The sequence below is a fragment of the Nocardia sp. CA-119907 genome, assembly GCF_050955995.1.
Taxonomy (GTDB): domain Bacteria; phylum Actinomycetota; class Actinomycetes; order Mycobacteriales; family Mycobacteriaceae; genus Nocardia.
This window is the reverse complement of the sequence record NZ_CP192091.1, coordinates 5,421,939-5,435,809: the sequence shown is the minus strand read 5'-3', so window position 1 is coordinate 5,435,809 and position 13,871 is coordinate 5,421,939. Positions and strand designations below refer to the sequence as shown.

At 65.8% G+C, this 13,871-nt stretch carries 15 protein-coding genes; 8 read left to right on the top strand and 7 right to left on the bottom strand.

Annotated elements, in window-relative coordinates; genetic code table 11:
• Positions 1 to 2 precede the first annotated feature (2 nt).
• Both ACQP2D_RS23940 and ACQP2D_RS23935 read right to left on the bottom strand, forming a co-directional pair.
• Positions 3 to 965, bottom strand: a complete 963-nt coding sequence (locus tag ACQP2D_RS23940) for a DUF4873 domain-containing protein (RefSeq protein ID WP_433678148.1) — start codon at positions 963 to 965, stop codon at positions 3 to 5.
• On the bottom strand, positions 962 to 1,861 hold the full coding sequence (locus tag ACQP2D_RS23935; RefSeq protein WP_433678147.1) for an AurF N-oxygenase family protein: 900 nt from the start codon (positions 1,859 to 1,861) through the stop codon (positions 962 to 964). The genes ACQP2D_RS23940 and ACQP2D_RS23935 overlap by 4 nt, the downstream gene beginning before the upstream one ends.
• A 96-nt stretch (positions 1,862 to 1,957) precedes the next feature.
• Here ACQP2D_RS23935 and ACQP2D_RS23930 point away from each other — a divergent pair, with 96 nt between their 5' ends.
• Positions 1,958 to 2,674: a TetR/AcrR family transcriptional regulator gene (locus ACQP2D_RS23930; protein ID WP_433678146.1), complete on the top strand. Its 717-nt coding sequence runs from the start codon at positions 1,958 to 1,960 to the stop codon at positions 2,672 to 2,674.
• Positions 2,675 to 2,814: 140 nt separating this feature from the next.
• Positions 2,815 to 4,167: an NAD(P)/FAD-dependent oxidoreductase gene (locus tag ACQP2D_RS23925; protein WP_433678145.1), complete on the top strand. Its 1,353-nt coding sequence runs from the start codon at positions 2,815 to 2,817 to the stop codon at positions 4,165 to 4,167.
• Positions 4,168 to 4,241: 74 nt separating this feature from the next.
• Here the strand turns inward: ACQP2D_RS23925 and ACQP2D_RS23920 are convergent, their stop codons facing one another.
• Complete coding sequence (locus ACQP2D_RS23920; RefSeq protein WP_433678144.1) at positions 4,242 to 4,499, bottom strand: hypothetical protein; 258 nt, start codon at positions 4,497 to 4,499, stop codon at positions 4,242 to 4,244.
• Complete coding sequence (locus ACQP2D_RS23915) at positions 4,496 to 5,083, bottom strand: alpha/beta fold hydrolase (RefSeq protein WP_433678143.1); 588 nt, start codon at positions 5,081 to 5,083, stop codon at positions 4,496 to 4,498. The genes ACQP2D_RS23920 and ACQP2D_RS23915 overlap by 4 nt, the downstream gene beginning before the upstream one ends.
• 62 nt (positions 5,084 to 5,145) lie before the next feature.
• Here ACQP2D_RS23915 and ACQP2D_RS23910 point away from each other — a divergent pair, with 62 nt between their 5' ends.
• Complete coding sequence (locus ACQP2D_RS23910; protein ID WP_433678142.1) at positions 5,146 to 5,760, top strand: TetR/AcrR family transcriptional regulator; 615 nt, start codon at positions 5,146 to 5,148, stop codon at positions 5,758 to 5,760.
• On the opposite strand, the gene ACQP2D_RS23905 is transcribed toward ACQP2D_RS23910, so the two are convergent.
• From ACQP2D_RS23905 to ACQP2D_RS23895, 3 genes are all read right to left on the bottom strand, one after another.
• Entirely contained in the window at positions 5,761 to 6,288 is a 528-nt protein-coding gene (locus ACQP2D_RS23905) for an NUDIX hydrolase (RefSeq protein ID WP_433678141.1), read from the bottom strand. It abuts the gene before it with no gap.
• Between the two features lie 19 nt (positions 6,289 to 6,307).
• On the bottom strand, positions 6,308 to 7,024 hold the full coding sequence (locus ACQP2D_RS23900) for a hypothetical protein (protein WP_433678140.1): 717 nt from the start codon (positions 7,022 to 7,024) through the stop codon (positions 6,308 to 6,310).
• Positions 7,025 to 7,253: 229 nt separating this feature from the next.
• Positions 7,254 to 8,462: a DUF418 domain-containing protein gene (locus tag ACQP2D_RS23895; protein WP_433678139.1), complete on the bottom strand. Its 1,209-nt coding sequence runs from the start codon at positions 8,460 to 8,462 to the stop codon at positions 7,254 to 7,256.
• Between the two features lie 139 nt (positions 8,463 to 8,601).
• Here ACQP2D_RS23895 and dop point away from each other — a divergent pair, with 139 nt between their 5' ends.
• The 5 genes from dop to pafA all read left to right on the top strand — a co-directional run bounded on the left by dop (position 8,602) and on the right by pafA (position 13,842).
• Positions 8,602 to 10,101, top strand: coding sequence for a depupylase/deamidase Dop (dop, locus tag ACQP2D_RS23890; protein ID WP_433678138.1), 1,500 nt, complete (start codon positions 8,602 to 8,604; stop codon positions 10,099 to 10,101).
• 358 nt (positions 10,102 to 10,459) lie between these two features.
• Complete coding sequence (locus ACQP2D_RS23885) at positions 10,460 to 10,654, top strand: ubiquitin-like protein Pup (RefSeq protein ID WP_014351559.1); 195 nt, start codon at positions 10,460 to 10,462, stop codon at positions 10,652 to 10,654.
• Entirely contained in the window at positions 10,651 to 11,517 is an 867-nt protein-coding gene (gene prcB, locus ACQP2D_RS23880; protein WP_364381060.1) for a proteasome subunit beta, read from the top strand. Before ACQP2D_RS23885 ends, prcB begins: the two co-directional genes overlap by 4 nt.
• On the top strand, positions 11,514 to 12,308 hold the full coding sequence (prcA, locus tag ACQP2D_RS23875) for a proteasome subunit alpha (protein ID WP_433678137.1): 795 nt from the start codon (positions 11,514 to 11,516) through the stop codon (positions 12,306 to 12,308). Before prcB ends, prcA begins: the two co-directional genes overlap by 4 nt.
• Before the next feature lie 175 nt (positions 12,309 to 12,483).
• Entirely contained in the window at positions 12,484 to 13,842 is a 1,359-nt protein-coding gene (pafA, locus tag ACQP2D_RS23870) for a Pup--protein ligase (RefSeq protein ID WP_433678136.1), read from the top strand.
• Positions 13,843 to 13,871: the final 29 nt, after the last annotated feature.

Sequence of the window (13,871 nt, the reverse complement as noted above, 5' to 3'; positions counted from 1 at the left end):
ATTCATCCGACGGTTTCGAGTGGATACGGCGGGGTGCCGATACCGACGATGCGGAGGTTGCCCCAGGGGTCGCGCTCTTGCAGGCGGCCCGCGGCGGGCAACCCGCCGGGCAGGGTGAGGACTACTTCGGCGCGGCCCGGGTCGGGCAGCTCACCGCCGTCGCCCGGGGCGATGCGTCCGTACCAGTGGTAGTGGCCGTCGATCGGATCGACATGTCCGCTGAGCGTGGCTTCGACCGGAACCTCCGCGCCAGGGGCATCCAGTAGTGCGGGGCCCGAATAGGCGTGTGCCGGTTCACGATCCGCCGGCACGGTGAGGTCGTAGTGTCTCGGATCCGGTCTGCGCAAGGCGCGCCGGACGACCGAATACCGCACGATCCCGGTGTGTTCCGACCGTAGTCGGCGATCGAACTCGTGCTGCGTCGCGGCGCGGACCTCGATCCGCGTATTCGAGGTCCTGCGCATCAGGTCGAGGCATCGGCGGATATAGCGAGCCCGCGCCTCGATCATGACGGCGGACTGTTTTCCACCACCGGAATTCGGATCCATGATCAGGAACAGATTCGGGAAGCCGTGCACGGCGATACCGAGGAATCCTGCCGCCCCGTCGCGCCAGGCGTGCTGGAGTGTGAGCCCGCTCGCGCCGACGATGTGCCGGTCGGCCAGCTGGTCCAACGGTCCGGGAGTCAGCACCACGGCGCGCGGTTGGAGGCGCCGCCCGTCCGCCGTGCGCATCCGCCACCGGTCGGTGTCGTCATCGAAGTCCAGCACGACCACCTCCGAGCGCAGCCGAATATGCCCGCGGATATCGAACATGTCCACGGCTCGGCGCAGGTGGTCCGGTATCTCCGGCTCGTCGGCCTGCTCCAGCACGACGAAGTCGTCGAGACCGGCCTTGCGCAATTCGATGGCCATGCCGATACCGCCGAAATCGGCACCGACAATGACGATTTCGGATTCGGTCACGAGTACAGACCTCGCCAGCGCCAGATCCGCTTACCGATCGGACCGATCAACCCGTGCTTGTCCAGGAACGCACCGAGATTGGCGGCACCGGTGCCGAGCGCCTGTTTGGCGTATGGATTGTTGGTCGCGATGCGCCGGGCCTTGCGTCCGTCCAGTCCGGCCCGCTCGTACATATGCCGGTTGGTCATCAGATAGACGAACAGCGGTGCGGCCACCGCGACACATAAACGGGTGTAGGCCAATTCGGCCCGCGACATGGTCGGCACCCGTCGGGCGAGTGCGTCGCGCGCGAAGCCGATATGGCGTGCCTCCTCGGTGACGTGGATGCGCATGGCCCGAGATACCAGGGGCTGCAACTGCGGATCGTCGAGGGTGCGCCGCTGCAGCGCATCGAAGATCTCCTCGCCAACCAGCGCGCCCACCCAGGTCATCGACCCGCGCAGGAACAGCGCCAGTGCCCCGATGGCCAGCCGACCCGGCAGCCGCGGCCAATACGGGCGCGCCTCGATCCGGTCGATCAGCTTGCCGAACATCATCATGTGCCGGCATTCGTCGCCCATTTCGGTGAGCGTGTAATGCGAATGCCGGGTGGTCGGATCGTCGCGCAGCAGTTCCCGCAGCAGCAGGCGGGTGAGCAGGTTCTCGAACCAAATGCCCACGGACAGTACATTGGCCAGTTCCTGACGCGAGAGTTCCCGGCGCTCGGGGTGGCTCATCGATTCCCACAGCTCGGTGCCGTACAGCGAGATGACCTCGGGTGGCAGGAACAGTTTGTCCGGATCCAGCGGCGCGTCCCAGTCCATATCGACGGCAGGCTCATAGGACTTCTTCACCGAACCGGTCAGCAGCCGCTGCGCGAAGGATTCCTGCGGGATGACTGCGGCCTCGTTGCCCATGTCAGCTCCACCTCTCGAATACCTGATACAAACTGTTACAGTCAGATTAGTGAGACGGTCTGTCACAGTCAATGGCCCGGCAGGTATCGTGATCTTGTGACCACGACCGGCGGAAAGCGCGATCCCGCGGGGGCGGACGGCCGCGCCACCCGCTGGAACGGCCACAAGGCGCGTCGCCGTGCCGATGTCATCGATGCGGCGATCACGGTCATCGAGGAGCAGGGCGTCGAGGTCTCGGTGCAGGCGATCGCGGATCGGCTGCGACTACCGCGGCCGGTGGTGTACCGGCATTTCGACGGACGCGCCGACCTCGACGAGCAGATCCGTCAGGAGATCCTGAATTCGCTACTGACCGCGCTGATGCCGACCCTGCAACCCGACGGCACACTGCGCGATGCGGTGCGCGGTGCGATCGGTACCTATGTCGGCTGGGTGGAGCGTCATCCGAATCTGCACCGATTCCTGGGTGACGCCGCACCGCAAGGGGATTCGTCGCGGGCGCTGACCGGCGCGCGCGATCGCATCGGCGGCAGACTCGCCGATATGTTCGCGATTTCGTTGGCGCGCTTCGGTATCGATCCGAACCGCGCCCGTCCGATGGCCTTCGGCACTATCGGCTTCGTCGACGGCTTCGTGAACAACTGGCGTTCCGACGCCGCGACCACGCTGACCTCCGATCAGGTCGAGGGCATTCTGACCGAATCGGTACTCGCGCTTTTCGAAGGCAATGCGCGCAGTCTCGGGGTTCCGCTCGCGCGCGACATCATCGTGAGCGATCTGCTCAACCGGGCCGAACCCGTGCGGTCGCAATAGCGGCCGATCGTCAGCACCGCCATGCCCGGGTTTCTACGAAATGCACGACAACGCCCACCGGGGTAGGGTCGCCGTGCTCTGCCCGCGATCAACCGATTGCGGACCGCGACTGCGCCGTCGCACAGACGAGGAGGACAGCCATGCCTCAGATGGGTATCCGCCGTGCCGGGGACCATGCGGTGGTTCTCGGTGGCGGGATGGCTGGTTTGTTCGCGGCGCGAATCCTGGCCGATCATTATGCGGCGGTCACCATTGTGGAACGAGATCGGTTGGCCGCCAATGGAACCAAACGTCGGGGAACACCCCAGGCGCGACATTCTCATGGCCTGCTGATGCGCGCTGCCGACATCGCTGAGTCACGGTTTCCCGGCCTGACCAATGAGCTGATCGCCGATGGCGCGAAAACCGTCAGCGCATTCGACGACTTCCGAGCCATCTTCTTCGGAAACGTCCTCCATCGCGCTGCCCTGGGCAGAAGTTCGGTCGTCGCCAGTCGCACCTTTCTCGAGTCGCATGTGCGCGCCCGAGTATCCGCACTGCCGAATGTGACGGTATGCGATGACGCTGTCGTCGCGGGCCTGGTCGCATCCGATACCGGCGTCGGCGGCGTTCGGGTGCTGCGCCGAGAGAGCAACGGAGAACCGGACCCGATCCGTGCCGATCTGGTGGTCGACGCGATGGGCCGGGGCACACGAGTAGGTGCCTGGCTCGAATCGCTCGGCTACCCGCGGCCACGCGAAGACCAGGTACCTATCGATATCGGCTATGCCACTTGCCATTTCCGCCTGCCGCTGGATGCCGTCGGCGGCGACCGGATCGTCCTGGTCGGACCGATGCCGCGCCGACCGCGCGGGTTCGGGTTCGCGGCACAGGAAGGGGACACGTGGGTGCTGTCGACATTCGGCGTCGGCAAGGACGATCACCCGCCGTCGAGCCCCGACGAGCTAGTGGAGTTCGCCGCGGAGTTCGCACCCGACGATGTCGCCGCCGTGCTGCGCCGCGCGACTCCCATCGACGAGGTGGCGACCTACCGGTTCAAGACGGCGGTATGGCGCCGATATGAACTGCTGGATCGTATTCCCAGCGGAATACTGTCGATCGGCGATGCGGTGTGCTGTTTCAACCCCATCTATGGCAGCGGAATGACCGTGGCGGCCATCGCCGCGGACCTACTCGACGAGGTACTCCACAAGGGAACCAAGGATCTGCCACGCCGTTACTATCGACGCGTCGGCCGCATGCTGCGCACGCCGTGGTGGCTGACCAAGGTCAGCGACCTCACGATGCCACCGGTCGCGATCGGCACCCCGGGCGTGAAATCGCTCGCTCATTCGGGCTTGAACATGATGTTCCGGGCTGCCGCGGCCGACCCGGTGGCCGCGGCAGCGTTCCTGGATGTGCTGAACATGACCAAATCCCCGGTGCGCATGCTGGAGCCACGCGTTGCTGCTGCGACGGTCGGGCTGGGGCGCATTCGCGGGCGCCGGTCGTAGCCGAATCAGGTGCACCCGATGCGTCGGGGTTCCGCTACAGCGGGAGGGACGACCCGCGCTGCGCGGAACCGTTGTCATCGCATCAGCCACCTCGCGCAGCGACGGGTGAGAAACGGCATTACGACCCACACCATGGCCGCGACGACGATCGGCACGATGATCGCCAGCCGTAGCGGCGGCGCCAGCGGTTCGAGCAAGGGTCCGGTCGCCGTCACCAGAATGGTGAGCAGTGGGTAGATCCCGACTACCGTCAGCAGCCACAGTTTCCACTTGACCGGTCCCGCGGAATGCGTAGCAGGACCTGGGTTTTCGTCGGTCTGCTGCTGAGTCATCGGGTGGCCGCCAGGATGTCGTCGACCAGTCGAACGGCCTCTGGCAATTCGATGTGATCGTCGGGATAGTTGCCCAGGTGGCTACCGGTGGCGGTGAGCACCGCGGTGGCTTCCAATCCGCGGACCAGCAGTCCGACGTGTGCGACCGGATCGGGGACATTGACCGGATCATCGGCGGCCGCCAGCACCCGGAATTCGCGCGCCGCGCCGCGGATGCGCGCCCAGTCGAACGGTCCGTCGAAGAATTCGGCCAGCAAGTCATAGCCGACCTCGTGCGCGGCGGTGGAGACCAGGAGTACCCCGGCGAACTGCCCGGCCGCGGCGACATCGTGCTGTTCGAGCATCCGCAGCACATTGACGCCGCCGATGCTGTGGCCGACCAGCACGGTATCGGCCGCCGGACCCGCCGCTGCCGCCGCCTCGGCGAAGGTCTTGCGCCACGAATCCAGCCGGGGCGCTTCGGGTTCGGGCAGATTCGGGATCGTTACCGCGTGCCCCCGCGCGGCCAACTCCGCCGCGAAGGAGGGGAACCACACACTGTCACCGCGAGCTCCGAGGCCGTGGCTGACGACGATCGCACTCATTGATCACTCAACTCCTAAATCGAAACGCTCCGTAGCGTTTTGCAAACGATACACTGACCGGCATGGCCAAGGAAAGTGATGTGGACGACAGCGCGGCGCCGCGCACCGGCGGGCGGATTCGCAGCCGGTCGGCTCGCGACGCCGTGCTGCGGGCGGCGGCCGAGTTGCTGGAGGAACAGGGCTTCGGCAAGGTGACGATCGAAGGTGTCGCGGCCCGATCGGGCGTTGCCAAGAGCACGATCTACCGCTGGTGGAAGTCGAAGGCGACCCTGGTGATGGATGCGCAAGGTGCCGCGGTCACCGCGCGCATGCCGGACCCGGATACCGGATCGGCCGAGCGGGACCTGACCGTCTTCCTCGAGGCGCTGTACGGAGTCGTCAATTATCCGTTGCGGGTCGAGGCTCTGCGCGGGTTGATGGCCCAAGCTCAGCTGGACCCGGACTTCGCCGAGCCGTTCCGGGCCTGGGTGCAGACCCGGCGAGATGTCGTGGTGCGCATGCTGAACCGCGGTGTCACGCGCGGTGAGCTCGCGGCGGACCTGGATGTGGAGTACGCGACCGATCTGATTTTCGGGCCGTTCTGGTACCGCCTGCTCGTGGAGCACGCACCGCTGCGACCGGAGCACGCGTCAGCCGATATCGCCAGGCTGTTCAGTGGATTTCGCGCGTCCCGGTGATCACGCCCGATGGAATTCCATGGCGAGGGCGATCAATTCGGCCATATGGTCGCCGTCGGTACGGGACCGGCGCATTGCTTCATCGGGTGCGAACGTGCCGACCTCGAGAATATTCTCCGCATCATCGGGATTGGTCGGCGCGGAATCCAGCACCACATCCGCCGTACACCACAGCCATGCCTTGTGCGGATGCGGTTGCCGAGGATGGTGCGGCGCAGGGCGATCGGTGGTGGTGTGGTGGGCTCCGAACGGGCGCACGGGCCCGATCGGGCGGGCACCGGCCTCCTCCATGAGTTCGCGGCGCACACAGCCGTCGATCGATTCACCCGCTTCCCGGGTACCGCCGGGCACGATCCAGATATCGCGATCGTCGCGGCACAGCACGATCTCGGTGCCGACGAAGCAGATGACATGGATATTGGTGACGAGTTCGTCGGGCGGCAGATCGGTGGAGAATCGGACGTCCAGACCGCCCCATTCCCAGCGAGTCGGTTTGTGCAGCAACGGATATCGGTCGGCTGGCGTCACACGGTCGACGCTAGTCGACTCACTCGGTTCCCGATTTGCCGATCTGGAAGTGGATGTGGTCGACGGACCGGCTGCCGGGATGGTCGGGATGCAGGATGAAACTCGGATCGCCGATGGCGGATATGGCGCACGCGGGATCGGGGCTGTCGGAGTGGTCCTGCCACTCGCTGGCCGCGAAATCGTAGACGCTGCGGAAGAAGTCGGCGACGAACAGATCACCGTCCGGGTCGCCGAGCGGACTCGCATCGGGTTCGTCGAGCCGGTAGCGCACCCGGGCGCCGTCCGGCCAGCTGCCGCCGGGTGTCACGTCGGTCTCGACCGTGCCCCAGTGCGACGCCACGGTGATCCTGCGCGATACATCACCGACCGGCATGATGACCCCGGCGAAATCCATGGCGCGGCCCTGGCCGTGACAGTCGATGCGCGGGATGCCGTCCGGATGCGTTCCGCCGCCGTCCATCTCCGGCGCCGACAGCTCGGTGACGCCGAAGTTGGCGGCGAGGAACCGGCAGAATCGTACCAGCGCCAACGCATTTCGCGGGTCCAGGTGCTTGGGTGTCGCCGGGGTGTTGCCGCGGCGGATGATCACCCCCGCGAGACCGCCGGGTTGGAGTCGCCCGGAGTGCGGGTCGAATCCGGCGAATCCGACCATGGCCGGTGACCCGGGCCCATCGAAGCGGATCAGGTCCTCGCTCGCGAGTCGTTCGAGTTCGGCGAATGCATGGTCCTTACTCATTGCTCGGGCCGGTTCCGACACGACGCACCTCCAATGCAACCGAAATCGATACGTCGACCCAGTTTTGGTGACGCTGCGTAAGAATCCGGCATCCGCGCGGAAAGAACACGAGTAGTCCTGTACTCGTGTTCTTCCGGCTCGCACTCGTCCACATGCGGCTGGCATTTTCCGGATTTCCGGTACCAGAGCTGCGGCGATACGTAGCAGCGCGGCCACATCCGTGGTCGACTCAGCGTTCGCGGGCCAGCGCCCGATAGCTGAGATTCCACATCCACTCGACCGGACCGCGTTCGAACCGGCGCAGCCACAGGTGTGCGGCGGTGATGATGATCAGCGCGACCGTGAGGTAGATACCCAGTGTGAACGGCACCCTGGCATCGGAGGACACGTGCGCGGCCAGCCCCGAACCCCATCCATAACACAGCATCGAAGCGACGAGATTCTGCAGGATATAGCAGCTCAACGCGGTGCGGCCGACCTCGGTGAGCCGCCTGCCGACGAACCCGACGCGCGGGCGGCGCAGGTAGAACTCCGCGACCGACGCGAGCAGGCCGAAGGCGACGAACGGGGCGCTGCCGTACCTGGTCAGCAAGACCAGATCACCGCCGAGCACGCCGACCGCCAGATCGATCGGCGCGGCGATGGCGAAACCGACGATCATGAGTCGGCGGCGCAGGCGTGCGCCCTCCGGTCGGAACACTCCGGCCCGGAACAGCCGCGCACCGGCGAGGAACAGCGCGATCGACATCGGGAAGATGAAGATCGGCTCGAAACGGAACATGCCCGCATGCTCCAGCCGGAACAGCACCAGATCCCAGAACGACCCGTCCGCGTAGGGATTCGGGTCCAGCGCTTCGCGTCGCGTCGAATCCTGCTGATCGGCAAAGGCGATCGCGATCCCGATGAGGGTGAGCATCGCGATATGGAGGCCCGCCGCGATGCCCAGCCAACGACGTTGCGCGCGTTCACTTGTCGCGAGGATGAAGGCGACGACAAGTCCGGTGACCGCATATCCCATCAGCACGTCGAACTCCGCGACGAAGACGAAATTCAGCACACCGTCGAAGAACAGCAGTCCGGCCCGCCACGGATAACTACCGGGCCAGCGCCGCCCGCCGCGCACCGCGGAACCCTGCTGGATGGCCAGGCCGACGCCGAACATGATGGTGAGCAGCCCGAGGAATTTGCCCTGCGTCAATTGCTGCAGCACCCGCTCGGCCCACATCCAGCCGGTTGCCGACCCACCCAGTTCGTCGAGGTACCCGACCAGGCCCTCGGCATTGGTGAGAATCCAGATATTGGTGCCGAGCGTGCCCAGGATCGCGATGCCGCGCAGCACGTCCAGGGCGACCAGCCGCGCCGAGGCCGGCGGTGCGGTGGTGATCGGCTCGTCCGGCTTGCGACAGCGCCCGGTGATTTCGACGATCGAATCGGTCATGCTCCGAATATCCGGGCCGCCGCGGCCTGCACGTATCCTCCGGAAGTACCACCCTCGGTATGACATTGCGGTCCACCGTCGATCGCCGATGCCGCCGGTCCTCACAGGCGGCAAGCTCGCGTCGCCTAGGCTCGACGGTATGCAGCGCATCATCGGCATCGAGGTCGAATACGGCATATCCACCCCCACCGAGCCGTCCGCCAACCCGATCCTCACCTCCACCCAAGCGGTTCTCGCCTATGCGGCCGCCGAGGGTGTGCCGCGCGCGAAGCGCACGCGCTGGGATTACGAGGTGGAGTCGCCGCTACGCGACGCCCGCGGTTTCGACCTGAGCCGGATGAACGGTCCGGCCCCGGTGATCGATGCCGACGAGGTCGGCGCGGCCAATATGATCCTCACCAACGGCGCCCGGCTCTACGTCGACCACGCTCACCCGGAGTACTCCGCCCCCGAGGTCACCGACCCGCTGGAGGCGGTCATCTGGGACAAAGCGGGCGAACGCGTCATGGAGGCGGCGGCGCGGCACGCCTCCAGCGTGCCCGGCGCGCCGCGGCTGCAGCTGTACAAGAACAATGTCGACGGCAAGGGCGCCTCCTACGGCACCCATGAGAACTACCTGATGAGCCGCGACACCCCGTTCAACCAGATCATCGTCGGGCTCACCCCGTTCTTCGTCTCACGTCAGGTGATCTGTGGCTCCGGCCGGGTCGGCATCGGCCAATCCGGTGACCACGCCGGCTTCCAGCTGTCCCAGCGTGCCGACTACATCGAGGTCGAGGTCGGCCTGGAGACCACCCTCAAGCGCGGCATCATCAATACCCGCGACGAACCGCACGCCGACGCGGACAAATACCGCCGCCTGCACGTCATCATCGGCGACGCCAACCTCGCCGAAATGTCGACCTATCTCAAGGTCGGCACCACCGCGCTGGTGCTCGACCTGATCGAGGCCGGCGAGGATCTGTCGGATCTGCAGCTGGCCCGCCCGGTCACCGCGGTACACCAGATCAGCCACGATCCGACCCTGCGCGCGACGGTGGCGCTCACCGACGGCCGCGAACTCACCGGACTGGCGTTGCAGCGCATCTACCTGGACCGGGTAGAGAAGTTCGTGGCCCGCAGCGGTAACGACGACGAGCGCGTCAAGGACATTCTGGAGAACTGGGCCATGGTGCTCGACCTGCTCGAACGCGATCCGATGGAATGTGCCAACCTGCTCGACTGGCCCGCCAAACTGCGCCTGCTCGAGGGTATGCGCAAGCGTGAGGGCCTGAGCTGGGCCGCACCCAAGCTGCACCTGATGGACCTGCAGTACTCCGATGTGCGCCTGGACAAGGGGCTCTACAACCGCCTGGTCGCGCGCGGTTCGATGAAGCGGCTGATCAACGAACAGCAGGTCCTCGACGCGATGACCAAGCCGCCGACCGACACCCGCGCCTACTTCCGCGGCGAATGTCTGCGTCGATTCGGTGCCGATATCGCCGCCGCCAGCTGGGATTCTGTGATCTTCGACCTTGGTGGCGATTCTCTGGTGCGCATCCCGACCCTGGAACCACGCCGCGGCACCAAGGCGCACGTCGGCAAGCTGCTCGACGGGGTGAATACCGCCGCCGAGTTGGTCGAACAGCTCACCACCTAGCCCAGATGGGTGAATAAGCCCAGGTAGCAACGACTATCGCGAACACGCGCCGCACGGAGCGAGTCCGACGAGTGACCCGTTCGCCGTCCGAGTCGTCGAAACGCATGCCCCGTAGGCGGCGAGTCTCGACGGCACGGACGCGAGGCCCACCCGTCGCCCGACCACCACCCCGCATCGAATCGATACGCGATGTTGAGTCTTCGGGGCCGCGAACACGCCGAGCCTGCGCGGCCGATAACAGAGCACAGTGTCGGTATGGCTGGGTAGTGTTGAGATACGGGCACGGACATTGCTCATGATCAGGGTCGTGCTCAGAATGGAGCCCTGGTCATGATGAGGACAGAGGAGGTCGGCTGCCATGGCACAAGAGCAGACCAAGCGCGCCGGGGGCGGCGACGAGGACGAGGGCCCGGAGGGCGTCGACGCCGCCGGTCAGGAGCGCCGCGAGAAACTGGCGGAGGATACCGACGACCTGCTCGACGAGATCGATGATGTGCTCGAGGAGAACGCGGAAGACTTCGTTCGCGCGTATGTGCAGAAGGGCGGCCAGTGACAGCAGGTGACCCCTTGCGTCTCCACCCGGGGCACGCCCTCTCGTCGTTCACCGAGCACCTGCGCATGCACGCACCGGAACTGTTGCCGGGCAACCGATTCGGCGCGATCGATGGTGCCACCGGAATATCCGGTGGCACCGCTGCGAAGGAGCTGGCTCCGCACGGAACCACCATCGTGGCGGTCTCGTTTCGCGGCGGTGTGCTGATCGCCGGTGACCGGCGGGCCACCCAGGGAAACCTGTTGGCCAGCAGGGATATCGAGAAGGTGTACATCACCGACACCTATTCGGCGGCCGGTATCGCGGGGACCGCGGGTATGGCCATCGAGATGGTGCGGCTGTTCGCGGTGGAGTTGGAGTACTACGAGAAGATCGAGGGCGTCTCGCTGACCTTCGACGGCAAGGCCAACAAGCTGTCGAAGATGGTGCGCGACAACCTTCCCGCCGCACTCCAGGGTCTTGCGGTGGTTCCGGTGCTGGTCGGCTACGACCAGCACGCCACCGATCCGGATAAGGCGGGTCGCATCGTGTCCTACGACGTGGTCGGCGGGCGCAGCGAGGAGCGGTTCGGCTACACCGCGGTCGGCTCGGGTTCGATGTTCGCGAAATCGTCGTTGAAGAAGCTGTACGCCAAGGGAATCGATGAGGACCGCGCGTTGCGGATCGCCGTCGAATCGCTGTTCGACGCGGCCGACGACGATACCGCCACCGGCGGACCGGATCTGGTGCGCGGCATCTACCCGACGGCGATCGTGATCAACGATGAGGGCGCCGATGAGGTGACCGAATCGCGGTTGGAGGAGATCACGCGGGCGATCGTCGCCGATCGCGAGGCCGCGGAAGAGGGGAGTGCCTCAGCATGACACTGCCGTATTACGCGTCGGCCGAACAGATCATGCGCGATAAGACCGAACTCGCGCGCAAGGGTATCGCCCGCGGTCGCAGTGTGATCGTGCTGACCTACGACAAGGGTGTGCTGTTCGTCGCGGAGAATCCGTCGGCGACGCTGCACAAAGTGAGTGAGCTGTACGACCGCGTCGGGTTCGCGGCCGTCGGCAAGTACAACGAGTTCGAGGCACTGCGCCGCGGCGGCATCCTGCAGGCCGACCTGAAGGGCTACCAGTACGACCGGCGCGATGTCACCGGTCGCGGACTGGCCAACGCCTACGCGCAGACCCTCGGCACGATCTTCACCGATCAGCTCAAGCCCTATGAGGTCGAGATCTGCGTGGCCGAGGTGGGCTATCCGGAGCAGTCACCGGAATCGGTGCTGTACCGGATCACCTTCGACGGTTCGATCGTGGACGAGCGCGAATACGTGGTGATGGGCGGCACGACCGAGCCGATCCTGACCGCGTTGAAGGCGTCCTACAAGACCGGCCTCGACCTGGCCAGCGCCGTCGCCGTGGCGGTGAAGGCCCTGCAGGCCGGAGTGCCCGAGGGTACCGCGGACAAGGACAAGCGCGTCCTGGGCGTGAGCTCGCTCGAGGTCGCCACCTTGGAGCAGGCCCGGCCGCGACGTGCCTTCCGGCGGGTCGCCGGTCCGACCTTGGAGCAGTTGCTGACCGGCGGTAAGTCGGGCAGCAAGGCCAAGGCGGCGGCAGCGACGGCCGCGGCCGAGGAGGAGTCGAAGGACGCTCCGAAGTCGGAGTAGTCCAGCTGGTTCGTGCCACAACAAAGGCCCTCCCGATTTATCGGCAGGGCCTTTGTTGTGGGCGATGGTTTTCCGTTGAACGTTTCGCTCACGTGCGAAATTGTTGTGAAGACGTATGCATCGGGGTTGTCCGCAGCCCCACGCGAGTGCATGACATGGCTGTAATGTCGATAGTGTGCAGCGACGAATCATGGGGATCGAGACCGAATTCGGTGTGACGTGCACCTTCCACGGACACCGTCGGCTCAGCCCTGACGAGGTGGCCCGGTATTTGTTCCGCCGGGTAGTTTCCTGGGGCCGTAGCTCTAACGTGTTCCTCCGCAACGGTGCTCGGCTCTACCTCGATGTCGGGTCGCATCCGGAGTACGCCACCGCAGAGTGCGACAACTTGGCGCAGCTGGTCACCCACGACCGGGCCGGCGAGCGCGTGCTGGAGGAATTGCTGATCGACGCCGAACAGCGCCTCGCGGAGGAAGGCATCGGCGGCGATATCTACCTGTTCAAAAACAACACGGACTCTGCGGGCAACTCCTACGGCTGCCACGAGAACTTCCTTGTCGTGCGTGCGGGGGAGTTCTCCCGCATTTCGGACGTGTTGCTGCCGTTCCTGGTCACCCGCCAGCTGATCTGCGGCGCGGGCAAGGTGCTGCAGACGCCGAAGGCGGCCACGTTCTGCCTGTCGCAGCGCGCCGAGCACATCTGGGAGGGCGTCTCCTCGGCGACCACCCGCTCGCGGCCCATCATCAATACCCGCGACGAGCCGCACGCGGATGCGGAGAAGTACCGCCGCCTGCACGTCATCGTCGGCGATTCGAATATGTCCGAGACCACCACCATGCTCAAGGTCGGCACGGCGGCACTGGTGCTGGAGATGATCGAGGCGGGCGTCTCGTTCCGCGATTTCGCCCTGGACAACCCGATCCGCGCCATCCGCGAGGTCAGCCATGACCTGACCGGCCGGCGTCCGGTCCGGCTCGCCGGTGGACGGCAGGCCAGCGCACTCGATATCCAGCGCGAGTACTACGCCCGCGCCGTCGAGCACCTGCGCAACCGCGACCGGGACCCGAATATCGACCAGGTCGTCGACCTATGGGGCCGCACCCTGGACGCGGTCGAGGCACAGGACTTCGCCAAGGTCGATACCGAGGTGGACTGGGTGATCAAGCGCAAGCTCTTCCAGCGCTACCAGGACCGCTACGGCATGGAGCTGTCCGACCCCAAGATCGCCCAGCTGGATCTGGCCTACCACGACATCAAGCGCGGCCGCGGCGTCTTCGACCTGCTGCAGCGCAAGGGCCTGGCCAAGCGGGTCACCGAGGACGATGCCGTCGACGCCGCGGTGGACACGCCGCCGCAGACCACCCGCGCCAAACTCCGCGGTGACTTCATCACCGCGGCGCAGGAGGCGGGCCGCGACTTCACCGTCGATTGGGTGCATCTGAAGCTCAACGACCAAGCGCAGCGAACGGTGTTGTGCAAGGACCCGTTCCGCTCGGTCGATGAGCGGGTGGATCGCTTGATCGCCTCGATGTAGGCGGTTCGGCCGTAGCCAGGTGGGCTGGT